Source organism: Paucibacter sp. B2R-40 (assembly GCF_025717555.1).
GTDB lineage: Bacteria > Pseudomonadota > Gammaproteobacteria > Burkholderiales > Burkholderiaceae_C > Paucibacter_A.
Window position 1 is genome coordinate 88,037 of sequence record NZ_JAJIRP010000008.1, and the last position, 23,683, is coordinate 111,719.

The window sequence follows — 23,683 nt, forward strand, 5'->3', positions numbered from 1 at the left end:
TGCTATTGACCCGTGAGCAAGCGTTCGGCCAAACGCTCCGGCAGACCGGCAGCGCGGATGCTGGCGGCGGCTCCTTCGACATCGTAGGGGACGCGCTGAAAGTTCAAATCACCGCTGAGGCTGTCAAAAATCGCGTAACAAGCGGCCGGGTTGCCATCCCGTGGTTGGCCACAAGAGCCGGGGATGACCAGCCATTGGCGGTTCGGCAACAGTGGAATGGTGACACCTGCGGTCGGCGTGAATTCCCCTGCCTTGCCTGTGCCCGAGAGGTGATAGAGCATAGGCTCATGCATATGGCCGCAAAACGTAAATCGGCTGCTCGTGGCGTGCAAGCTGCGCATCGCCTCTAAACGCCCCTGCACATAGGCCCAGCCGCCCGGATCAAAGGCATTGGCGTGGACGAAGAGCCGATCTTCCACCGTCACGCTCAGCGGCAACTGAGCAAGAAAAACCAGTTGCTCGGCGGTCAGGCGGGCATGCGTCCAAATTACGGCGGCTTGCGCTTCGTCGCGCATCGTCGGCGCTTCGCCCTTGGCAACCGCTGCATCATGGTTGCCTAGAACCGCCACCGCACCCTGCGAGACCAGTTCCCGTACCTTGTCGAGCACCCAGCCGGGGTCGCCGCCGTAGCCTACAAAGTCGCCCAGCAGGGCGTAATCAGTAACGCCCTGCGTCTGCGCATGCTCCAGCACGGCAGAGAAGGCTTGGGCGTTGGCGTGTATATCGGTGATGAGAGCAATTTTCATGGCGATTGCAGCATGCCATGGCTAGCTGACGGCTACGGTACAGCGCTCAGTAAACAGCTTTGACTTGGAGCGGCGAATCAATCACCGCTCCGGTCGGTCTTGCTATCAGGATCCAGGCTTTCAGATTTGAAGGGCCTTATTCGCCACACAGCAAGCGCATGCGGCGCTCGGCGAGCGTGAAAGCTTCATCGGTCTCGGCCGCCAGCACCAGCGCCTTGGCCTGATCGCAAGCACTGGCTGCTTCGGTCGCGGCCGGCGCGGCGGCGACCACGGCCGCTGGAGCGGGAGTGCGCGCTGGCTGTGGTGCCGGCGCGGCAGGGCGTGCTGCAGGTGGATTGCAGCGGGCATCGTCCACCAAACGGATATTGCTGAACTGGCCTTGCTCCACGGCGACGCAGTCACCGACGCGTTTGCCGACTTGGTCGGAAATGATGCGCACGGTGCTGGTGCCACCGACCAAGACGGTGTACTCGAAGGCTTGCGAGCGCCCGGCCATATTGCCTATGCCTCGACCGGCCGCAGCGCCGCCGAGTGTGCGCAGCGCGCGGTTGCTGCCGGATTGGCCGCTGCCGCTGGCCAAGCCCACACCGCCACCGACCAAGGTGCCGACGGTCTGCGCAGATGAGTCATTGACGGTGGTCGCCGTCACGTTGGTGATGCGGCCGTACTGGACGCGGGACTGCGCTTCCACAGTTGCGTGGCTGAAGGCAAGGGCGAGCATCAGGGCTGCGGTCGAGGCTTGAGCGATTCGTGTCATCGGTGAACTCCATCGGTTTGGTTAGTAACGATTAGCCTCGACTCAGCGCAAACGTAATGTCGGGGCGGCTGCGATCGGCGCTGAGTATACGAGGCACGATGGGCTTGCACAGCGGGTTTTCCTTGCTCAGGCTCAGGCTTGTCAATGTCGATGATGAATTAGCATTGAATGTAGTTCCGTAATCCTGTTCAGGAGATCGTATATGGCTGGTTTAACACGAGTACGGCAGTCGCGAAAGCGGCTCTGGGCTGCGTTGATGCTGAGTGCGGGCGCAATTGTTGGATTTGGCGCCGGGCCTCTTGCAGTGGCCGCGCCGGCCGAAGGCGGTCTTTACATCGCCGGTGCCGGCTTCAGCTTCAAAACGGCTGCCAAGCGGGCGATGTCACAGAATCCGGGCGGGCGACGTTTCTTTCTGTTGTCTTTGCCGCCGGAGACGGCCGCATTGGGCTTGGCGGCCAATGCCAGTCTGAGCAATTTGCGTCAGCGAGTCGTGGCGGCCAACGGCATGCTGCTGGTCTGTCAGCGCGATGTCGAGCAGGGCCGGATCAAGCTGAGCGAGTTGGTGCCGGGGGTGGTGGCCGTTAGAGGCTGGCCGGCGGCCGGCAGCAATGAGATGCGGCATGGTGAACGCTACTTCCCGGATGAGAATTCGGTAAATTTGCCGGCCGACAATGTGGCCTTGCGCCAGTTGCGCTCGACCTGCTCTTGAGGGCGTGATGCCTGCTGTTTGCCGCTACAACCGTAGAATTCGCTCTCAAACTGGGTCGCAGAGCTTCGCGTCCTAGCTCCCCATCCATGCGTCAGTTGGCACCTTAGCCAGCGCGAGGAAACTCTTTTATGTATTCAGCCGTTATCAGTGCGACAGGTCTTTATCAGCCCCCGCATATCATCAGCAATGCCGAGTTGGTTGAGGCCTTCAATGCCTATGCCGATTTGCAAAACGCAGAACATGCCGATGCGATTGCTGCCGGTGAGCGGGTGGCCTTGACGCATTCCAGCGTCGAGTTCATCGAAAAAGCGTCCGGCATCAAGCAGCGTTATGTGATCGAGAAGGCCGGCGTGCTGGACCCCACTCGCATGTACCCACGCTTCACCGAACGGCCCGACGACGAGTTGTCGCTGATGGCCGAGATTGGCGTGGACGCATGCAAGAAGGCCTTGGCAGCCGCCGGAAAACAGGCCAGCGATGTTGATGCGATCTTTTGTGCCAGCGCCAATATGCAGCGCGCTTATCCGGCCATGGCGGTCGAGATTCAGGCCGCCTTGGGCGCCGGCGGCTACGGCTTTGATATGAATGTAGCCTGTTCCTCGGCCACCTTTGCGCTGGAGCAGGCACTCAACGCGGTGCGCTCGGGTGCCAGCAAATGCGTGCTGGTTGTCAACCCCGAGATCACCTCCGCGCATTTGGAATGGCGTGACCGCGATTGCCACTTCATCTTCGGCGATGTCTGCACGGCGATCGTGGTCGAGCGGGCCGAATTGGCTACCTCGGCGGACCAATGGGAGATCGTCAGCACCAAGCTGGCGACGCAGTTCTCCAACAATATCCGCAACAACTTCGGTTTTATGAACCGCGCCGAAGACAGCGATCCGCTGGCGCGTGACAAGACCTTCCGCCAAGAAGGCCGCAAGGTTTTCAAGGAAGTGGTGCCGATAGCCGCCGCCCACATCGAGGCTCACTTGGCGAGCGCGGCCGCAGTGCCCGCCGATGTGCGGCGTTACTGGTTGCATCAGGCCAATCTGGGCATGAACCAGTTGGTGATCAAGAAGCTGATTGGAGAAACAGGCGCCACGGCGGGTTCAGATGTCGCGCCGCTGATTCTGGATACCTATGCCAACACGGCGTCGGCCGGCTCCATCATCGCCTTTCACGAACACCGGGCCGACTTGAAGTCCGGTGACCTGGGCGTGATTTGCTCCTTTGGCGCCGGCTATTCGGTCGGTAGCGTGGTGGTGCGCAAGCGCTGAGTTTCGAGCCAGCTTCGATCAAGGGCTGAGCGGGGTTGATGCCGGCGTGCTGGGCGTTGGATTGGGCTCCAGCCCCAAGGATTTGATGCCGGCCTCGCCGGCAAACTCCTCAAAGCTCCAGTCACCATTGCGGTAGACGAGCCCATCAACCGGTGCGATCTCGCGCACCGGTTGATTCTTCAAAGCCACGGCCATGTAGTCGATCCAGACTGGCAATGCCAGGCCACCGCCGGTTTCGCGGTCGCCCAGGCCGCGCGGCTGGTCATAGCCAATCCACACCACCGCCGCCAAGCCGGGCTGGAAGCCGGCGAACCAGGCATCCACCGCATCATTGGTGGTGCCGGTCTTGCCGTACAGATCGGGTCGGCGCAACTGCGCTTGCGCTCGCGCGGCGGTGCCGCTGCGTGCCACTTCTTGCAAAAGATTGCTGGTCAAAAAAGCGTTGCGTTCAGGGATCGCGCGGTTCTCTTCCGATAGCAACACTTCTGAGGCCTGAAACAGCACACCGCCTTTGCTGTCGGTGATTTTGCTGATCAACACCGGCGCCAATTTGTGGCCACCGTTGGCAAACACCGCATAGCCGCTCGCCATCTGCATTGGAGTCACGCTGCCCGAGCCGAGTGCCAAAGTCAGATTGTCGGGTTGACGTTCAATGTCCAAGCCGAAGCGTGCCGCCCAGTCACGTGCCTTGGCCGGTCCTATCAACTCCATCAAGCGGATGGTGACCATATTCTTGGAGCGGGCCAAGGCCTGGCGCACCGTCATTGGCCCATCAAAAGTGCCGTCGTAATTCTTCGGTTCCCAGTCGCCAAAGACGAGCGGCGAGTCGTTGACGATGGTGGCCGGCGTCACGCCTTGCTCGAGTGCGGCCGAGTAGACAAATGGCTTGAAGCTCGAGCCGGGTTGGCGCCATGCTTGCGTTGCATGGTTGAACTGATTCTTGGCAAAGTCGAAGCCGCCGACCAGCGCGTGCACCCGGCCGGTTGCCGGCTCCAGGGACACAAACGCACCCTCGGCCTCGGGCGTTTGAACAATCGACCAATTGCCCTTGGGCTCGGCCTTGGTCGGCGCGCCGCGCAACACCCGGATGATGGCGCCGGGGCGAATCCTCAAGCCTTCTTTGGCCTTGTCCGACAGCGCCGCTTGCAGGCCTTTCAACCCGTCAGCGCCAACAATCAAGTCTTCACCGCTTTGCAGGCTGGCCGAGACGCGGCCCGGGCTGACCGCGGTGACCACGGCAGCGCGCAATTCGTCGTTGTCCGGATGCTCGGCCAGCGCCTGGGTGATCGCTGCATCTTGTTGAGCCGCTTCCTTGGGCAGCAGCACAAATCCTTCCGGCCCCCGGTAGGGCTTGCGACGTTCCAGGTCCATCAGGCTACGGCGCAGCGCCCGGTAAGCGGCAGCCTGTTCACCGGATACCAAGGTGGTGTAGACCTTCAGCCCCAAGGTGTAGGCCTCTTCACCATATTGGGCGTGCACGGACTGACGGGCCATTTCAGCGGCAGCTTCGGCATGCAAGCGCGGGTCTTGGGCGCTGCGAATGTGCAGGGCTTCATCTTTGGCGGCTTGCGCCTGCGCTTGGCTAATGACGCCAAGTTCCTGCATGCGCGTCAAGACCACATATTGGCGTTTCCGGGCGCGCTCAAAATTGACGACTGGATTGGCGTAAGCCGGGTTGGGTGGCAAACCCGCCAGCATCGCAGTTTCTGCAATTGACAGCGCCTTCAAGGGCTTGCCGAAGTAAGCGGCCGATGCGGCCTCGAAGCCATAGGCCCGCTGACCCAGATAGATCTGGTTCATATAGATCTCAAGAATCTGGCGCTTGCTGAGTTGGCTCTCCATCTTCAGCGCCAACAGGACTTCCACGAACTTGCGCGAGTAGATCTTTTTCTTGGTCAGGTAAAAAGTACGTGCCAATTGCTGCGTGATGGTGGAGCCACCTTGGCTGCGTGGCTGGAAAATATTTGCCAACACCGCGCGCGCGATGCCGGTGTAGTAGAGGCCGCCATGCTCATAAAACTTGTGATCTTCAACCGCCAGCAGTGCATCCTGCATCAGTCTGGGGATTTGATCGAGGGTTTGAAAGTCGCGCCGCTCGGCCCCGAATTCGCCAATCTGTATGCCGTCGGCGGTGAAGACGCGCAGCGGCTGCTTGGGCTGATAGTCCGTCAGTTCGGCGATATCGGGCAGGGTGGGATAGACCAAGACGGCGGCCACGAGCAGCAGCATCAACACCAAGCTCAAGGCCGCAGCCCCGTAGATCAACAGTTTCTTCAAGGACTGTGCGCGCGGTTCAGGCGTCGGCTAACAAGAAGCGTTGATTATGGCGGGCGCTGAGGCTATTGCTGACTGCCGTTATTGCGCAAGGCGGGCCTGGGGTTTTGCTTCGTTGGGCAAGGTCGTCGCCGAATAGAAAAAGCCCTGAAACGCCAAGTCAACTTTTTGACTGGTATTTCAGGGCTTCTAATCCACTGGCGGAGAGGGCGGGATTCGAACCCGCGGTGGGGATAAACCCACACACGCTTTCCAGGCGTGCGACTTAAACCGCTCATCCACCTCTCCGAAGCCCGCCATCATAGCGTACTTTTTAGCTATTCATCTTGGCTCATCTGCTTGTACTTGCGAATCGCCTGTTTTTCCCGCAGCGCACCAGCCATTTTTGTCATACCTTGGCGTTGCCGCCCTTCATCAAGGCCATCGCCGTGCCAATCAAGCCGGACACTTCGCTCATATTGCCCGGCACGATCATGGTGTTATTGGTCTTGGCCAATAGCGCGTAAGCATCTACTGCTTTTTCCGCCACTTTCAACTGCACGGCTTGCTCGCCACCCGGTGATTGAATGGCCGCCGCAATTTTGCGAATCGCGTCGGCGGTGGCGTCTGCCACCGCTGTGATGGCGGCCGCTTCGCCGACGGCCTTGTTGATCTCGGCTTGCTTGTCGCCCTCCGAGCGGGCGATGGCCGCTTCCCGAGCACCTGTTGCAATATTGATTTGTTCCTGACGCCGGCCTTCTGAAGCGGCAATCAAGGCGCGCTTTTCGCGCTCGGCGGTGATTTGCGCTTGCATTGCATGGAGGATGACGGCCGGCGGCGTCAGGTCTTTGATTTCGTAGCGCAAGACCTTAACGCCCCAGTTCAGCGCAGCTTCATCCAGCGCCTGCACGACCGAGCTGTTGATGACGTCACGTTCCTCAAAGGTGCGGTCCAGCTCCATGCGGCCAATCACCGAGCGAAGGGTGGTTTGGGCCAGTTGGGTGATGGCAACGATGAAATTGCTGGAGCCGTAGCTGGCTCGCATCGCGTCGGTCACTTGAAAATAGAGGATGCCGTCGACCGTCAACTGTGTGTTGTCTTTGGTAATGCAGACCTGACTGGGGACGTCGAGCGGGATTTCTTTCAATGAGTGTCGGTAGGCAAGGCGGTCAACAAAAGGCCACAGGAAGTTCAGGCCCGGGGTCAAGGTGCCGTGGTATTTGCCCAGTCGCTCCACGACCCAGGCGTTTTGTTGCGGCACAACTTTGATTGACTGGACGATGAAAACGACGGCAACGACCAAAAGAACGACTGCGAATTCCATAGGGACTCCCTCTTGCTTGCTTGGTTTTTGTATGCGTGAATCTTCAGTGGTCGAGCAGCAGGCAGCTGCCTTCGACGGCCCGTATGACATAGCGCCCTGGCGCTGGTGTGCTGCTGCTGAGGCAGCGGGCTTGCCAGGCTGCGCCACGGTACTTGACCCGTGCGGATCCATCGCTATGCCAGCTTTCAACGTCGACGCTCTGGCCGATGTCCATATTGACATCGGCATTCGCGCCGGCCGGCAAGGTTTGATGGCCATTGCGTCTGGCAAAGTAGCATGCCGCGACAGCTGCGCCGCCGACCACCGCAGCTGTCAGCACTTGTTGCTCGCCTCCGAGCCCCAAATGCGCGGCGCCCGCACCGGCCGCACATCCCAGGGCCAGCATCAATAAATAGAAAGTACCGGTGCACAACTCAACGGCGATCAAAATACCGCAAGCGATCCACCAAGCATTGGTCATCGTCATCGCCATGTCACTCCTTTCGGCTCAAGATCTTGAACGAGTGTATCGCCCTCGTTTTTTGGGCGCCTTCAGTGATTTTGAGGATTAATTTCAAGGAGGTGCCAAGTGGAAGTTCTGAGGGTCTACACTTCGCGCCTTTCTTTTTTTAACTGCCCAGCCCCTGGAGGCTCACGATGCTTCGTTTTCGTTTCCCCATCGTCATCATCGACGAGGACTATCGCTCCGAGAACACTTCGGGTTTGGGTATTCGCGCCTTGGCCGATGCGATCCAGAAAGAAGGTTTTGAAGTGCTGGGGGCGACCAGTTACGGGGATCTGAGTCAGTTCGCGCAGCAGCAAAGCCGCGCCAGTGCCTTTATCTTGTCGATTGACGACGAGGAATTCACGCCCGGGCCGGAGTTGGATCCGGCGGTGCTGTCGCTGCGCAAGTTCATTGAAGAAATCCGCTTCAAGAATGCTGACATCCCGATCTATATCTACGGCGAGACACGCACCTCTCAGCATCTGCCCAACGACATTCTGCGTGAACTGCACGGCTTCATTCATATGTTCGAGGACACGCCCGAATTCGTCGCTCGCCACATCATCCGTGAGGCCAAGAGTTACCTCGATGGACTGGCGCCGCCGTTCTTCAAGGCGCTGATGGACTATGCGCAAGACGGGTCTTACTCCTGGCATTGCCCGGGTCATGGCGGCGGCGTGGCATTTTTGAAGAGCCCGGTCGGGCAGATGTTCCACCAGTTTTTTGGTGAAAACATGCTGCGCGCCGATGTCTGCAATGCGGTCGAGGAATTGGGGCAATTGCTGGACCACACGGGGCCGGTCGCGGCTTCGGAAAAGAATGCCGCGCGCATCTTCAATGCCGATCACTGCTTCTTCGTGACCAACGGCACTTCGACCTCGAACAAGATGGTCTGGCACCACACGGTGGCGCCGGGCGATGTGGTGGTGGTCGATCGCAACTGCCATAAGAGCATCTTGCACGCCATCATCATGACCGGCGCGGTGCCGGTCTTCATGACGCCAACGCGCAATCACTACGGCATCATCGGCCCGATCCCGGAGAGCGAATTCTCGCCCGAAGCCATTCGCAAGAAAATCGCAAAAAACCCGCTGCTCAAGGGGGTTGACGTCAAGACGGTCAAGCCGCGCATCATGACGCTGACGCAGTCAACCTATGACGGCGTGCTTTACAACACCGAGACGATCAAGAAGAAGCTGGACGGCTGGATCGACACACTGCACTTTGATGAGGCCTGGTTGCCGCATGCGGCCTTCCACAGCTTCTATGGTTCTTATCATGCGATGGGTAAAAACCGCCCGCGCCCGAAGACGGCCATGGTTTATGCCACGCAGTCGACCCACAAGTTGCTGGCTGGCTTGAGCCAGGCGTCGCAAGTCCTGGTGCAGGATTCGCAAAACGTCAAATTGGACAAGCATTTGTTCAATGAGGCTTACTTGATGCACACCTCAACCAGCCCGCAATATTCGATTATTGCGAGTTGCGATGTGGCTGCGGCGATGATGGAGCCACCGGGCGGCACAGCCTTGGTCGAAGAGAGTATTTCCGAGGCGCTGGACTTCCGCCGTGCGATGCGCAAGGTCGATGCCGAGTACGGCAAAGACTGGTGGTTCAAGGTTTGGGGGCCGGATAAGTTGACCGAAGAGGGCTTTGGCAAGCCGGCCGACTGGATGCTCAAGGCCAATGAGAAGTGGCACGGCTTCGGCAAGATTGCCGCAGGCTTCAACATGCTGGACCCGATCAAGTCCACCATCATCACGCCCGGCATGGATATGAGCGGCAAGTTCGCCGAGACCGGTATCCCGGCCTCCATCGTGACGAAATTCTTGGCTGAACATGGCGTGGTGGTTGAAAAGACGGGTCTCTATTCCTTCTTTATCCTGTTCACCATCGGCATCACCAAGGGACGCTGGAACACCTTGTTGACAGCGCTGCAACAATTCAAGGACGACTACGACAGGAACGCGCCGATCTGGCGCATCCTGCCGGAGTTCGCGGCGGCGCATCCGCGCTATGAGCGCTTGGGTCTGCGTGACTTGTGTCAGAACATCCATGAGATGTACGCCAAGGGCGATATTGCGCGCTTGACTACCGAGGTGTATTTGTCCGACCTGCAGCCGGCCATGAAGCCCAGCGATGCCTACTCATACATCGCTCACCGCCGCACTGAGCGCGTGCCCATCGATGAGTTGGAAGGGCGCGTCACGACGGTCTTGCTGACGCCATATCCGCCTGGCATTCCCTTGTTGATTCCGGGTGAGCGTTTTAACAAGAAGATAGTTGAGTATTTGAGATTCACGCGAGATTTCAATGCGAAATTCCCGGGCTTCTCGACCGATGTGCATGGTCTGGTCGAGGAGAAGGGCGAGGATGGGCGCTCGACCTATTTTGTCGATTGCGTGCAAGCCGACGAGTAAATGTCTTGACGTAAAAAACGGGACCCTCGGGTCCCGTTTTGCATGCTGGAGAAGACTTTATTCTTCGTCCGTCAGGGCAACTTGGCTGTAGCCGCCGTCAACATAGGTGATTTCGGCGCTGACGCCGGCCGCCAGGTCGGACAACAAGAATGCAGCGACGTTGCCGACATCCTCGATCGTGATGTTGCGGCGAATCGGTGTGTTGGCCGCGAATTGCGTCAAGAGCTTGCCGAAATCTTTGATGCCCGAGGCCGCCAGGGTTTTGATCGGGCCGGCTGACAAGCCGTTGACCCGTATCCCGCGTTTGCCCATCGACTGCGCCAGGTAGCGCACGCTGGCCTCCAGCGAGGCCTTAGCCAGGCCCATGGTGTTGTAGTTCGGCACATAACGTGCAGCGCCCAGATAGGACAAGGTCAGCAGCGCGGCGCCGGTGCGCAGGCGCGGTGCCGCCAATTTGGCCATCGCGGGGAAGCTGTAGGCTGAAATGTCGTGGGCGATGCGGAAGTTCTCGCGTGTCAGGCCGTCCAGAAAGTCGCCGGCAATCGCGTCTCTTGGTGCGAAGCCAATCGAGTGGACGAAGCCATCAAATTCGGGCCAAGCCGCGCCCAAATCGGTGAACAGCGCTTCCATCTGCGCGTCGTCGGACACGTCGCAGTCAAAAATAAGCTTGGAGTCAAACTCGGCGGCAAATTCGGTGATGCGGTCCTTGAAGCGTGCGCCTTGGTAGCTGAACGCCAACTCGGCACCTTCACGGTGGCAAGCCTTTGCAATGCCATAGGCGATGGAACGGTTGGACAAAAGGCCCGTGATCAGCAATCGCTTGCCTGCCAGAAATCCCATATTGACTCCTTTGATTTGAAACAATCGATGATTTTCGCATGCTTGTGCGCATTAGCAAGCCGCGAGCTTGTCGGTGCTTCGCTTGCATAGTACAATCCCGGCTTCGCTGAGTCGGCTTGGGCTGGGTTAGCGACAAGATTCAAGTCTGTTGCTGCGCTGGAGTTGACCTTGGGTCAAATCTCTGTGAGCAGGGCCTGAAGACCGAATGGAATCTCGAGTAGGGAAGTTGGGCGGATTCATCCAGCCCATTTTTTTTGCTTGAACGTTCTGTTGATTAAAATTTGAATCGTCACGCATTGCTTATTAGAAACAAGAAAACATACCGCGCATGAATTGGCAAGAGGCTGTTGAAAAAACGGTAACCGGATTGGGTTACGACTTGGTGGACTGCGAACGCACTCCAGCGGGTTTGGTGCGCGTGTACATCGACAAGTTGCCTGAGGTGGCCTTGGCCGGTGGTTTGATTGATGTTGATGATTGCGAGCGCGTGACGCGCCAGTTGCAGTATCTGCTGGAAGTTGAGGCTTGCCCTTACGAGCGCCTTGAGGTGTCTTCGCCGGGTCTGGATCGGCCTTTGAAGAAGTCGGCGGATTACGCGCGCTTCGTAGGTGAGGAAATCGAGATCACGCTGCGCATGCCGTTCCAGGGGCGTAAAAAGTATCAGGGCTTGCTGAGCGCAGTGCCAGCCGCTGAAGCCGCCAAGCTTGAAGTAGAGGGGCTTGCCGCTGAGCCGGTCGCCGCTGAGACTTGGCGCATAGTTTTTAATGATGGCAAGGCCGATCAGGCCTTGGATTTTGCTCTTGAAGAACTTCGCGAGGCCCGCTTGGTGCCGGTGGTGAGTTTCAAGGGTCGCGGTGTGAAGCCCGAGCCGGCCAAGAAGCCGAAGCGGGCCAAGGCCGAGCGCAAAGATGACAAAGTAGACGGAGGTCCTGATCAATGAACCGCGAACTGTTGATGTTGGTGGACGCGATTTCTCGCGAGAAAAGCGTCGAACTCGACGTGGTGTTCGGTGCTGTCGAGGCGGCGCTCGCTTCGGCCACCAAGAAGCTGTGTGGCGGCGAGGCTGATATTCGCGTGTCGGTAGACCGTGAGTCGGGTGCTTACGAGACTTTCCGTCGCTGGCATGTTGTGCCCAATGAGGCGGGTCTGCAAAATCCGGATGCGGAAATCTTGCTGTTTGAAGCGCAAGAGCAGATTGCCGACATCGAGGTGGAAGATCACATCGAAGAGCCGATTGACTCGGTGCCTATCGGTCGCATTGGCGCGCAAGCTGCCAAGCAAGTGATTCTGCAGAAGATTCGTGATGCCGAGCGCGAGCAACTGTTGAACGATTTCCTGGCCCGTGGCGAGCAGATCTTTGTCGGCACCGTCAAGCGTCTGGACAAGGGCGACATCATTGCCGAGTCCGGCCGCATCGAAGGGCGCCTCAAGCGCAGCGAGATGATCCCCAAAGAAAATCTGCGCACCGGTGACCGGGTTCGTGCGGTGATTCTGGGCATCGACCCCACCCAGCGCGGCCCGCAGATCATGCTGTCGCGCAATGCACCATCCTTCATGACGGAACTGTTCTCTCAGGAAGTGCCTGAGATCGAGCAAGGCCTGCTGGAGATCAAGAGCTGTGCTCGTGATGCCGGTTCGCGTGCCAAATTGGCCGTGTTGTCGCATGACAAGCGGGTTGACCCGATTGGCACTTGCGTCGGCGTGCGCGGTTCGCGCGTCAATGGCGTGACGAACGAGTTGGCCGGCGAGCGAGTTGACATCGTGCTGTGGTCGGAAGATCCGGCCCAGTTTGTCATCGGAGCCTTGGCACCTGCCAATGTGCAATCGATCGTTGTGGACGAAGAACGGCACGCCATGGATGTGGTGGTGGACGAGGAAAACCTCGCCATCGCCATCGGCCGTGGCGGCCAGAATGTACGCTTGGCCTCGGAGTTGACGGGCTGGCGTATCAACATCATGTCGGCCGAGGAATCGGCCGTGAAGCATGAGCAGGAATCAGAGTCGGTGCGCAAGCTCTTCATCGAGAAACTCGATGTGGATGCCGAAGTTGCCGATATCTTGATCGCCGAAGGTTTTACCAGCCTGGAAGAAGTGGCCTATGTGCCTATGCAGGAAATGCTGGAAGTCGAGGCCTTCGACGAGGACACGGTCAACGAATTGCGCACCCGAGCCAAGGATGCCTTGTTGACCATGGAGATTGCCCGTGAAGAGAAGGTCGAGGACGTGTCCCAAGACCTGCGTGACCTGGAAGGCATGACGCCTGAGCTGGTTGCAAAACTCTCCGCTGGCGACATTCATACCCGCGACGATCTGGCCGATTTGGCCGTCGACGAACTCGTTGAACTCGCTGGCATGGATGAGGGCTTGGCCCGCACCATGATCATGAAGGCCCGCGAGCATTGGTTCACGGCTTGAGCCCTGGTGGCTTCAGCTCGACCCATTACTCGCCCAGCACCGAACGCATAAGTTAAGGATTTAACAATGGCTGTGACTACCGTCGCCCAGTTTGCTGTAGAGCTTCAAAAGCCTGCAGACACACTGCTTGAGCAGCTCCACGCTGCGGGCGTCAAGTTGGCGTCTACCGAAGACGTTTTGAATGAAGCCGACAAAGAACGTCTGCTTGACCACCTGCGTACCTCGCACGGTACCGGCGGAGGCGATCGCAAGAAGATCACGCTGACTCGCAAGACGAACAGCGAGATCAAACAGGCTGATGCCAGCGGCAAGTCGCGCGTCATTCCTGTGGAAACTCGCAAGAAGCGCACCTTCGTCAAGCTCGACGGCACTGCCGGCGTTGAAGACGCGGGCGTGGCTGCGGCAGAGGAAGCAGAATTGCATCGCCGCGAAGAAGAGGCGCAGGCGCAAGCCGCATCCTTGCGTAAGCAGGAAGAAGAGTTGGCAGCGCGCGTGCGTGAACGTGAAATAGCGGACCGCCTTGCGCGTGAAGCTGATGAGCTGCGCCGCCAGGAGAAGGCCGCTGCCGAGGCGCGTGCCGCTGAAGAAGCGGCTGCTCTCGCTGCTGCCGAAGCCGCCGCCGCGAAGGCCGCTGCCAAAGCGCCGAAAGCACCGCGGCCGACTGCTGAGTCTGTCGCCAAGGAAGCTGCAGCAATCAACAAGGCCGCAGCAGCTGCGCGCGCTGCGCCGGCTGCTCCAGCTGTGGCAACGCCAGCGCCTGCCGCTGTGGTGGCGCCGACCGTCATCGCTGAGGCGGCTATCCCGGCCGCAACTGCTGCTCCTGTTAAAGCCGCAGCACCTGCTGCAGCCGGCACGGCAGCGGCACCAGCCGTTGCAGCAGAAGCCGCCAAGCCCGCATTGCGCGTGGTCAAGGCCGTGGACGTGGTGGTCGAAGAGAAGCAAAAGCAGCTTGATTTGGCACGTCGCCGTCAAGCCGCCGAGTCGGAGGCCGCAGCCATCCGCGCGATGATGAATGCCCCTAAAAAGGTCATGATCGCCAAGAAGGAAGAGCCTAAACCGGTCGAGCCGCCCAAGGATGCTATCAAGGGCACGATCCACAAGAAGCCGGGCGTGCCTGGCGCGCCGGCAGCCGCTGGTGCAGCGGGTGCAGCCAAGCCGGGTGACAAAAAGTCGGTCAAGTCGGAGAAATTGTCTTCGACCTGGTCGGACGACAAGAAGCGCGGCGGCGTCAAGCCTGCCGGCCCAGCCGCGCCGGGTGGCGCGCGTCCGGCCGCCGGTGCATGGCGAGCTCCTAGCCGTGGTGGTGCGGGTGGCCGTCGTGGCGCACCTGATCGCAATGCGGATCGCCGTGGCGGCCCGTCCTCGTTTGTTGCGCCTGCTGAAATGCAAGTGCAAGAGGTGCACATCCCTGAGACCATCTCGGTGGCCGATCTGGCGCACAAGATGTCCATCAAGGCTTCTGAAGTCATCAAGCACTTGATGAAGCTCGGCCAGATGTGCACGATCAACCAGCAGCTGGACCAAGAAACGGCCATGATTTTGGTCGAAGAAATGGGCCACAAGGCGTTTGCCGCCAAGCTGGACGATCCAGATGCCTTCCTGGAAGAAGAGGGCACGACTTCCGAGCAAGCGCATGAGTCAACGGCTCGCGCGCCGGTCGTCACCGTCATGGGTCACGTTGACCACGGCAAGACCTCGCTGCTGGACTACATCCGCCGTGCCCGCGTTGCTGCTGGCGAAGCGGGTGGCATTACCCAGCACATCGGCGCTTATCACGTCGAAACGCCGCGCGGCATGATCACTTTCCTGGATACCCCGGGTCACGCGGCGTTTACCGCCATGCGTGCACGTGGCGCCACAGCGACCGACATCGTCATCCTGGTGGTGGCGGCGGACGACGGCGTGATGCCGCAGACCAAGGAAGCGATTCACCATGCCAAGGCGGCCGGTGTGCCGCTGGTGGTGGCGATGAACAAGATCGACAAGCAAGGTGCCAACCTGGAACGCCTGAAGGGCGAGTTGGTGGCCGAGGGCGTCGTGCCGGAAGAGTTTGGCGGCGACACCCCGTTTGTGGGCGTCTCGGCCAAGACCGGTGAAGGCATCGACAGCCTGCTGGAGCAAGTCTTGCTGCAGGCCGAAGTGCTGGAATTGAAGGCGCCTGTCGCATCGATGGCCAAGGGCCTGGTGATCGAAGCGCGTCTGGACAAGGGTCGTGGTCCGGTTGCCACCATCCTGGTTCAGTCCGGTACCTTGAAGCGCGGCGACGTTGTGTTGGCGGGTTCGACCTATGGCCGCGTGCGCGCCATGTTGGACGAAGACGGCAAGGCTTGTGCCGAAGCCGGCCCATCGATCCCGGTCGAGATTCAGGGTCTGACCGAAGTGCCGCGCGCCGGTGATGAGTTCATGGTTCTGAGCGACGAGCGTCGGGCACGTGAAATCGCCACCTTCCGTTCGGGCAAGTACCGTGATGTGAAGTTGTCGCGTCAGCAGGCTTCCAAGCTGGAAAACATGTTCGAGAACATGGGCGCCGGCGATGTGCAGACCTTGGGCATCATCATCAAGAGCGATGTGCAGGGTTCGCAAGAAGCGCTGGCTTCGTCGCTGCTCAAGCTGTCCACACCCGAAGTCAAGGTGCAGATCGTGCACGCCGCGGTGGGCGGTATCAGCGAGTCGGACGTCAATTTGGCGATCGCCTCCAAGGCCGTCATCATTGGCTTCAATGTGCGCGCCGATGCCGGCGCACGCAAGCTGGCCGAAGGCAATGCGGTTGATCTGCGCTACTACAACATCATTTACGACGCCGTCGATGAAGTGAAGGCCGCGATGACCGGCATGTTGGCACCAGAGCAGCGCGAAGAAGTGATCGGCCTGGCCGAGATTCGCACCGTCTTTGTGGCGACCAAGATCGGCACCATTGCCGGTTGTATGGTCACCTCGGGTGTCGTCAACCGCTCGGCTCGTTTCCGCTTGCTGCGCGAGAACGTGGTGATCTATACCGGCGAAATCGACACTCTGAAGCGCATGAAGGACGATGTGCGCGAAGTCCGCGAAGGCTTCGAGTGCGGTATCAAGCTGAAGAACTACAGCGACATCGCCGAGGGCGATCAGCTGGAGTTCTTCGAGGTCAAGGAAGTGGCCCGAACGCTCTAAGGCGGATTTGCCCTCACCAGCGCAAACCCCGCCCTCCAAAGAGTGGCGGGGTTTGTTTTTGATGGGTGGTGCAATAAGTCCAAGGAGCAGCAGGCAAGGAGTTGAGCATGCGACATAAACGAGTAATACCGAATCGGTCCTTCCGCGTGGCGGACCAGATTCAGCGCGATCTGGCAGAGTTGATTCGTGAGTTGAAAGACCCGCGCATCGGCATGGCCACGGTCAACGCCGTCGAGGTGACGCCCGACTATGCGCATGCCAAGGTGTTCTTTTCGGTGCTGGTCGGTGACCCGGTCGAGACCGGTGAGGCGCTCAATGAAGCGGCGGGTTTTTTGCGTAACGGCTTGTTCAAGCGTCTGCAAATTCACACCGTGCCGAGCTTGCATTTTCATTACGACCGCACCATCGAGCGCGCGGCCGAGCTGAGCGCCTTGATCAACAAGGCCAATGCGACGCGCGCCTTGGATGACGAGGCTGTGCCCGCCGACGCTGCCGATGCCGCCACAGATGTGCCACCGGCCAAGACCGAGTCGGGCGAATAAGAAGTCTTTTGATGACGAATAGCCCACCCCAGCGAGTCAAGACACCGCGCCGTGCCGTGCACGGTGTGTTGCTCTTGGACAAGCCGCTGGGTCTGTCCAGCAACGACGCGCTGCAAAAAGCCAAATGGCTGCTGCGGGCGGAAAAGGCCGGCCATACAGGCACGCTGGACCCCTTGGCCACCGGTTTGCTGCCGCTGTGCTTCGGTGCTGGTACAAAATTCAGTCAGGTCAGCCTGGATGCCGACAAGGCTTACGAGGCGACGCTTTTTCTGGGTTTGACGACGACCACCGGCGACGCCGAAGGTGAAGTGCTGGACCGCAGTGAGGCGGCCGCACGCGCGGTGACGCGTGAACAAATCGAAGCGGCTTGCGCGCAGTTCACCGGCGCGATCGACCAGGTGCCGCCGATGTACTCGGCGCTCAAGCATGAAGGCCGGCCGCTGTACGAGTACGCGCGGGCCGGCATTGTGATCGAGCGGCCGTCGCGGCGCGTCACGATTCATTCGATTGACATTGTTGACTGGCAAGCTGAGCGGTTGACGCTGGCAGTGCGCTGCAGCAAGGGTACCTATATCCGCACCTTGGCCGAAGATATCGGCCGGGTGTTGGGTTGCGGCGCCTCGCTGAGCGCGCTGCGCAGGACCGGATCTGGCCCGCTCAATGTGGCTCAGGCGATCAGCCTGGATGCGTTGGCGGCTTTGACCGAGATCGAGCGGGAGGCTTTGTTGCGCCCGCCGGACTCTTTATTGGCGGACTGGCCCGAGCTGCGTTTAGACAGCGCGGAGGCGGCCCGTTTCTTGACCGGTTTGCGGCGCCGTTTGGCTGCGGACCAAGGCGCTGAAGATGTGGCGCATGTGAGGGTCTACGGACCCGAGCCGCAAGCCTTTCTAGGCAGCGCCCACATCACAGCCGGTGAATTGATCGCCGACCGATTGTTGAGTCCGCAAGAGGTTGAAAGCCTCCTGACGAGTACCAGTAGCAGATTTTTAGAAAGTGTCGTATGAGTAAGCAAATCCGAAATATCGCCATCATCGCCCACGTTGACCATGGCAAAACCACCATGGTTGACCAATTGCTGCGTCAAAGCGGCACCTTTGCCGAGCACGAAAAAGTCGTCGACACGGTGATGGACAACAACGCCATCGAGCGCGAGCGCGGCATCACGATTCTGGCCAAGAACTGTGCCGTGAGCTGGGAAGGTACCCACATCAACATCGTTGACACCCCCGGTCACGCGGACTTCGGCGGTGAAGTCGAGCGAGCCCTGTCGATGGTGGACGGTGTGGTGCTGCTGATCGACGCGCAAGAAGGCCCGATGCCGCAAACCCGTTTCGTGACCAAGAAGGCCTTGGCCTTGGGTCTGAAGCCTATTGTGGTGGTCAACAAGGTCGACAAGCCAGGCGCCAAGCCTGACGCCGTCATCAACGCCGCATTCGATTTGTTCGACAAGCTCGGCGCGACCGACGAGCAGTTGGACTTCCCCGTGGTCTATGCCTCGGGCATCAACGGCTGGACTTCCTTGGAAGAAGGCACACCGGGCGAGCAGTGGGGCCCCGATATGTCGGCCCTGTTCAATACCGTCTTGCGTCACGTGCCACCTCAGCAAGGTGACCCGGAAGCGCCGCTGCAGCTGCAAATCTCGGCGCTGGACTACTCGACCTTTGTCGGCCGCATCGGCGTTGGCCGTATCGGTCAGGGCACGCTCAAGCCCGGCATGGACGTGATGGTCATGGAAGGCCCGGACGGGAAGGCCAGCAAGGGCCGCGTCAACAATGTGTTGACTTTCCAAGGTCTGGACCGCGTGCAAGTGACCGAAGCCGGCCCTGGCGACATCGTCTTGATCAACGGTCTGGACGAGATCGGTATAGGCGTTACGGTGACCAGCGTGACCAACCCGGCTCCGCTGCCGATGTTGAAGGTCGACGAGCCGACGCTGACGATGAATTTCTGCGTCAACACCAGCCCCTTGGCCGGTCGTGAAGGCAAGTTCGTCACCAGCCGTCAGATCTGGGACCGTCTGCAAAAAGAACTGCAAAGCAATGTGGCGCTGCGCGTTTCTGAAACCGACGAAGACGGCATCTTTGAAGTGATGGGCCGCGGTGAATTGCACCTGACCATTCTGTTGGAAAACATGCGCCGTGAAGGCTATGAGCTGGCCGTCAGCAAGCCGCGCGTGGTGTTCCATGATGTGGCCGGCGTCAAGCATGAGCCTATCGAGCTGGTGACCGCCGACGTAGAAGAAGCGCATCAGGGCGGCGTCATGCAAGCCTTGGGCGAGCGCAAGGGCGAGCTGGTCAATATGGAGCCGGACGGCCGTGGCCGCGTGCGCTTGGAGTACCGCATTCCAGCGCGTGGCCTGATTGGTTTCGCCAATGAGTTCATGAACTTGACCCGTGGTTCGGGCTTGATCAGCAATATCTTTGACGGCTACGAAGCTCACAAGGGCGAGATCGCCGGCCGCAAGAACGGCGTGCTGATCTCGATGGACGCGGGTGAAATCTTCACCTACGCCCTGGGCAAGCTGGACGATCGCGGCCGCATGTTCGTGAAGCCGAATGATCCCGTCTATGAAGGCATGATCGTCGGCATCCACAGCCGCGAAAACGACCTGGTCGTCAACGCCACGCGTACCAAGCAGCTGACCAATTTCCGCGTCAGCGGCAAGGAAGACGCGATCAAGATCACGCCTCCAATCGACCTGACGCTGGAGTACGGTGTCGAGTTCGTCGAGGATGACGAGCTGGTCGAAATCACACCGAAGAGTGTGCGTCTGCGCAAGCGCTACTTGACCGAGAACGAGCGCAAGCGCAACTCGCGTTGATAGAAAGACAGCACTGGGATGAATGTCCTCCCAGGCGCTGCGCTATGAGTCACCGTCGCGCCGTCTACCTGATGTTGTTGGTCACCCTGCTGTGGAGCACAGCCGGGGTGGTCACGCGGCATCTGGAGGCGGCGCGCGGCTTTGAGCTGACGTTTTGGCGCAGCGGCTTCAATGCCATCGCGCTGATGATTGGCCTGCGCTGGCTGCGCGGCCCGGCCTTGTGGGCTCAGCTGCGTGCCGCGCCCCGTTTGGTCTGGCTCTCGGGTCTGTGCTGGGCGGTGATGTTTACCGCGTTCATGGTGGCTTTGAGCCTGACCAGTGTCAGCAATGTTTTGGTCACCATGTCTCTGGGGCCGCTGTTGACGGCGCTGTTGTCGCGCCTGGTCTTGAAGCGGCAATTGCCGGCCAGGACTTGGTGGGCCATTGCCGTGGCCGGTGCCGGCATCGCGTGGATGTTCGGCCATGAGTTGGGGCAGGGCGCCGATTCCGCAGTGAAAGCTGGCGGGCAGGGCGGGCAGGGTGTATTGGGCATGCTGGTCGCGCTGGGCGTACCGCTGGCGGCAGCGGTGAATTGGTCCGTGCTGCAGCATGTCGGGCATGGCAAAGCCAAGCCTGAAGCAGCCGACGAAGGAGCGAACGAAGGCGCGGACGCGGCAGGCGATATGCCGCTGGCCGTCTTGCTGGGAGCGCTGATCTCCATGCTGGCGATGCTGCCCTTGGCCTGGCCCACGCAGGCCAGCCCGCATGACCTGAGCCTCTTGGCCGGGCTCGGTATTTTCCAGCTCGCCATCCCCTGCTTGCTGGTGGTGCGCCTGAGCCGTGTCTTGAGTGGGCCGGAGTTGGCGCTGCTGGGCCAATTGGAGTTGGTGCTGGGCGTGTTGTGGGCCTGGATGTGGGCGGGGGAAGACCCAACTGCCGCGACCCTGCTCGGTGGTGCTATGGTGCTGCTGGCTTTGCTGGCCAATGAATTATTGGCCTGGCGCAAGACGCTCGCCGCGAACGCCGGCCTGCAACTGGCAAACGAAACGAAACCCCTACATTCCCGGAGAGAGGCATGACGACGCCCTTGCAATTACCCCTTCTTCAATCCGATGGCGAAGTCCTGGCCGAGGTCAATGGCTGCCTGGGCCTGATCACGTTGAATCGCCCGCAGGCGCTGAATGCCTTGACGCTGGCCATGATCCGTGACTTGACCCGCTTGTTGAAAACCTGGGCTCAAGATCCCGCCGTAGAGGCGGTTGTGATCTTGGGTGCTGCGCGTCCGGGCAAGCCAGCTGCATTCTGCGCCGGCGGCGATATCCGCTTCTTCCACCGCGCCGCCTTGGCCGGGGATAGTGCTTTGGATGATTTCTTCACCGAGGAATATGCGCTCAATCATCTGATTCACAACTTCGCCAAGCCCTATATCGCCTTGATGGACGGTGTGGTGATGGGCGGCGGCATGGGCATCAGTCAAGGTGCCAAGTTACGCGTGCTGACCGAGGGCTCCAAGCTCGCCATGCCCGAAACCCATATCGGCTTGTTCCCGGATGTGGGCGGCGGCTACTTTTTGGGCCAATGCCCGGGCGCTGTGGGCGAATGGCTGGCCCTCACTGGCCACACGCTTGGCGCTGGCGACGCGATCGAGTTGGGCCTGGGCGACGTCTTTGTGCAAAGCGCGGCGATGCCGGCCCTGATCGAAGCTTTCCGGCATGGCGAGCAAAGCAGTGCCGAGCATGTGGTGGCGACGGTGATGGAACATGTGGACCTGGCGCCTGCGGCCGACCCCAAGACCTTGCGCAGCCGCATCGAGCAGCATTTCTCGCTCGCTGATGTCGCCGCCATCATGGCCTCGCTGGAGGCGGCCGGTGACGACTGGGCGCTCCGGACTTTGGCCACTTTGCGCAAGCACTCGCCCTTGATGCTCGCCGTGACGCTGGAGCAATTGCGCCGTGCCCGCAGCATGAGCTTGGCCGAAGATCTGCGCATGGAGCGCGACATCGTGCATCACTGCTTCCACCTCAGGCCTGGCGCGCGCAGTGAGACCGTCGAAGGTATTCGCGCATTGGCGGTCGATAAAGACCATCAGCCTTGCTGGTTGCCGGCACGTATCGAGGATGTCAGCCGCGAGCAGGTGCTGGCGTTTTTTGACAGCCCTTGGGCGCCCGAGCAACACCCATTGCGCGCGCTGATTTGAGCTTGAATCCAGCTTCATAATCGCGGCAAGGTCTTACCGGACCTTGCCGCTTTTTCGTTCTGGACCTACCCCGACCCCAAGGATGCCTTGATGCCTACCGACATCGAAATTGCCCAAGCCGCCATATTGCAGAAGATTCTCCCGCTGGCCAGCCGCCGTTTGGACTTACCGGAAGATTCACTCAGCCCCTTCGGCCATTACAAAGCCAAGCTGAGCTTGGATGAGGTCCAGCGCTTGAGTGCACGCAAGGACGGTCACCTGGTCTTGGTGACGGCGATTTCTCCGACACCCCCGGGTGAAGGCAAGACGACCACCACGGTCGGTCTGGGCGACGCGCTCAACCATATCGGCAAGCACGCGATGATTTGCCTGCGCGAGCCCTCCTTGGGCCCATGCTTTGGCATGAAGGGCGGCGCGGCTGGTGGCGGACGCGCGCAGGTCGTGCCGATGGAAGACATCAACCTGCACTTCACCGGCGACTTTCATGCTATTGGTCTGGCGAATAACTTGTTAGCCGCCCTGATCGACAACCATATCCACCACGGCAATGCCTTGCACCTGGACGTGCGCCGCATCACTTGGCGCCGCGTCATCGACATGAACGACCGCGCGCTGCGCGAGATCAATGTGGGCTTGGGCGGCCCGGGCAATGGCTACCCGCGCGAAGATGGCTTTGACATCGTGGTCGCCTCTGAGGTGATGGCGATTGTTTGCCTAGCCACCTCATTGGCTGATCTGAAGCGACGCCTGGGCAATATCGTGGTCGGCTACACCAGCCAGAAGCGACCGGTCACAGCGCGCGACTTGAAGGCCGATGGTGCGATGGCGGCCTTGCTGAAGGACGCGCTGGCGCCGAATCTGGTGCAGACGCTGGAGGGCAATCTGGCTTTTGTGCACGGCGGGCCCTTTGCCAATATTGCCCATGGTTGCAACTCCTTGATTGCCACGCAGACGGCGCTCAAACTGGCCGACTATGTGGTCACCGAGGCTGGTTTTGGTGCCGATCTGGGCGCCGAGAAGTTCATCGACATCAAATGCCGCAAGGGTGGGCTGCAGCCGGCTTGCGCGGTCCTGGTGGCAACGGTGCGGGCCTTGAAATACCACGGCGGCGCCGATCCCCAAAAGCCCGGCAGCGACAGCTTGCAGGCGCTCGAAACTGGCCTGGCGAATCTGCAGCGCCATGTCGAAAACATTCAGACCCTTTACGGCCTGCCGGTGATCGTCTCGATCAACCGTTTCGACAGCGATCAAGCCGCTGAGATCGCCATGATCGAAGCTTTCTGCAGCAGCTTGGGCGTGCCCTGCGTGCTGGCCACTCAATGGGCAGACGGTGGCGCCGGCGCAGCTGATTTGGCCCATGCCGTGGTCAGAGCCTGCGAGCAGGGTGCCGCCAAGCCTGCCGAGCTGTATGCCGATGCCGAGCCCTTGGCCGACAAGATCCGCGCGATAGCGGAGAAGGTCTACAGGGCCGCCGAAGTGGTGTTCGAACCCAAGGCGCTGGCGCAAATGCTGGAATGGCAGGCCGGCGGCTACGGCCATTTCCCGGTCTGCATCGCCAAGACTCAGTATTCGTTCAGCACCGACCCGATGCTGCGCGGCGCTCCGATTGGCCATGTGCTGCGCGTGCGCGAACTGCGTCTGAATGCCGGCGCCGAGTTTGTGGTGGCGATCTGCGGCGACATCATGACCATGCCCGGTTTGCCCAAAGTGCCGTCGGCCGAGCGGATTGATGTGGACGATGCTGGGCGCATCTCAGGCTTGTTCTGAGCGCCCCCGGAGGCCGCCGCTAC

General features: G+C 60.2%; 18 protein-coding genes and 1 tRNA gene. 12 read left to right on the forward strand and 7 right to left on the reverse strand.

Annotated features, from left to right (window positions below; genetic code table 11):
• Positions 1 to 2: 2 nt before the first annotated feature.
• Both LNV09_RS16750 and LNV09_RS16755 read right to left on the reverse strand, forming a co-directional pair.
• Positions 3 to 746: a metallophosphoesterase family protein gene (locus LNV09_RS16750; RefSeq protein WP_263558216.1), complete on the reverse strand. Its 744-nt coding sequence runs from the start codon at positions 744 to 746 to the stop codon at positions 3 to 5.
• Between the two features lie 136 nt (positions 747 to 882).
• Positions 883 to 1,503 carry a hypothetical protein gene (locus LNV09_RS16755; protein WP_263558217.1) on the reverse strand — a complete coding sequence of 207 codons (621 nt, stop codon included), beginning with the start codon at positions 1,501 to 1,503 and terminating at the stop codon, positions 883 to 885.
• 256 nt (positions 1,504 to 1,759) lie between these two features.
• Between LNV09_RS16755 and LNV09_RS16760 the strand changes: the two genes are divergently transcribed.
• A complete protein-coding gene (locus LNV09_RS16760; RefSeq protein WP_263558218.1) occupies positions 1,760 to 2,212 on the forward strand; it encodes a hypothetical protein in 453 nt (150 codons plus the stop codon).
• A gap of 128 nt (positions 2,213 to 2,340) precedes the next feature.
• Positions 2,341 to 3,471 (forward strand): beta-ketoacyl-ACP synthase III, encoded by a 1,131-nt coding sequence (locus tag LNV09_RS16765; RefSeq protein WP_263558219.1) that lies wholly within the window; start codon positions 2,341 to 2,343, stop codon positions 3,469 to 3,471.
• Between the two features lie 18 nt (positions 3,472 to 3,489).
• On the opposite strand, the gene LNV09_RS16770 is transcribed toward LNV09_RS16765, so the two are convergent.
• From LNV09_RS16770 to LNV09_RS16785, 4 genes are all read right to left on the reverse strand, one after another.
• Entirely contained in the window at positions 3,490 to 5,748 is a 2,259-nt protein-coding gene (locus LNV09_RS16770; protein ID WP_263558220.1) for a penicillin-binding protein 1A, read from the reverse strand.
• Between the two features lie 195 nt (positions 5,749 to 5,943).
• Positions 5,944 to 6,033: transfer RNA gene (locus tag LNV09_RS16775), tRNA-Ser, on the reverse strand.
• A 100-nt stretch (positions 6,034 to 6,133) separates the two neighbouring features.
• On the reverse strand, positions 6,134 to 7,048 hold the full coding sequence (locus LNV09_RS16780; protein WP_263558221.1) for an SPFH domain-containing protein: 915 nt from the start codon (positions 7,046 to 7,048) through the stop codon (positions 6,134 to 6,136).
• Positions 7,049 to 7,091: 43 nt separating this feature from the next.
• Entirely contained in the window at positions 7,092 to 7,514 is a 423-nt protein-coding gene (locus tag LNV09_RS16785; RefSeq protein WP_263558222.1) for an NfeD family protein, read from the reverse strand.
• Positions 7,515 to 7,684: 170 nt separating this feature from the next.
• On the opposite strand from LNV09_RS16785, the gene LNV09_RS16790 reads away from it, so the two are divergent.
• The gene (locus tag LNV09_RS16790; protein WP_263558223.1) at positions 7,685 to 9,949 is read left to right on the forward strand and encodes an arginine/lysine/ornithine decarboxylase; all 2,265 of its coding nucleotides are present in this window, start codon (positions 7,685 to 7,687) and stop codon (positions 9,947 to 9,949) included.
• Between the two features lie 57 nt (positions 9,950 to 10,006).
• Here LNV09_RS16790 and fabI read toward each other — a convergent pair whose 3' ends face one another.
• Positions 10,007 to 10,789 carry an enoyl-ACP reductase FabI gene (gene fabI / locus LNV09_RS16795; RefSeq protein ID WP_263558224.1) on the reverse strand — a complete coding sequence of 261 codons (783 nt, stop codon included), beginning with the start codon at positions 10,787 to 10,789 and terminating at the stop codon, positions 10,007 to 10,009.
• Between the two features lie 328 nt (positions 10,790 to 11,117).
• Between fabI and rimP the strand changes: the two genes are divergently transcribed.
• From rimP to LNV09_RS16840, 9 genes are all read left to right on the forward strand, one after another.
• The gene (rimP, locus tag LNV09_RS16800; protein ID WP_263558225.1) at positions 11,118 to 11,729 is read left to right on the forward strand and encodes a ribosome maturation factor RimP; all 612 of its coding nucleotides are present in this window, start codon (positions 11,118 to 11,120) and stop codon (positions 11,727 to 11,729) included.
• Positions 11,726 to 13,204: a transcription termination factor NusA gene (nusA, locus tag LNV09_RS16805; RefSeq protein WP_263558226.1), complete on the forward strand. Its 1,479-nt coding sequence runs from the start codon at positions 11,726 to 11,728 to the stop codon at positions 13,202 to 13,204. The genes rimP and nusA overlap by 4 nt, the downstream gene beginning before the upstream one ends.
• Before the next feature lie 66 nt (positions 13,205 to 13,270).
• Positions 13,271 to 16,354: a translation initiation factor IF-2 gene (gene infB / locus LNV09_RS16810; protein WP_263558227.1), complete on the forward strand. Its 3,084-nt coding sequence runs from the start codon at positions 13,271 to 13,273 to the stop codon at positions 16,352 to 16,354.
• A gap of 107 nt (positions 16,355 to 16,461) precedes the next feature.
• A complete protein-coding gene (gene rbfA / locus LNV09_RS16815; protein ID WP_263558228.1) occupies positions 16,462 to 16,896 on the forward strand; it encodes a 30S ribosome-binding factor RbfA in 435 nt (144 codons plus the stop codon).
• Positions 16,897 to 16,907: 11 nt separating this feature from the next.
• On the forward strand, positions 16,908 to 17,900 hold the full coding sequence (gene truB / locus LNV09_RS16820) for a tRNA pseudouridine(55) synthase TruB (protein WP_263558229.1): 993 nt from the start codon (positions 16,908 to 16,910) through the stop codon (positions 17,898 to 17,900).
• Positions 17,897 to 19,717 (forward strand): translational GTPase TypA, encoded by a 1,821-nt coding sequence (typA, locus tag LNV09_RS16825; protein ID WP_263558230.1) that lies wholly within the window; start codon positions 17,897 to 17,899, stop codon positions 19,715 to 19,717. Before truB ends, typA begins: the two co-directional genes overlap by 4 nt.
• A gap of 44 nt (positions 19,718 to 19,761) precedes the next feature.
• Positions 19,762 to 20,775 carry a DMT family transporter gene (locus LNV09_RS16830; protein WP_263558231.1) on the forward strand — a complete coding sequence of 338 codons (1,014 nt, stop codon included), beginning with the start codon at positions 19,762 to 19,764 and terminating at the stop codon, positions 20,773 to 20,775.
• Positions 20,772 to 21,893, forward strand: a complete 1,122-nt coding sequence (locus LNV09_RS16835; RefSeq protein ID WP_263558232.1) for an enoyl-CoA hydratase/isomerase family protein — start codon at positions 20,772 to 20,774, stop codon at positions 21,891 to 21,893. The genes LNV09_RS16830 and LNV09_RS16835 overlap by 4 nt, the downstream gene beginning before the upstream one ends.
• Before the next feature lie 90 nt (positions 21,894 to 21,983).
• Positions 21,984 to 23,660, forward strand: coding sequence for a formate--tetrahydrofolate ligase (locus tag LNV09_RS16840; RefSeq protein ID WP_263558233.1), 1,677 nt, complete (start codon positions 21,984 to 21,986; stop codon positions 23,658 to 23,660).
• Positions 23,661 to 23,683: the final 23 nt, after the last annotated feature.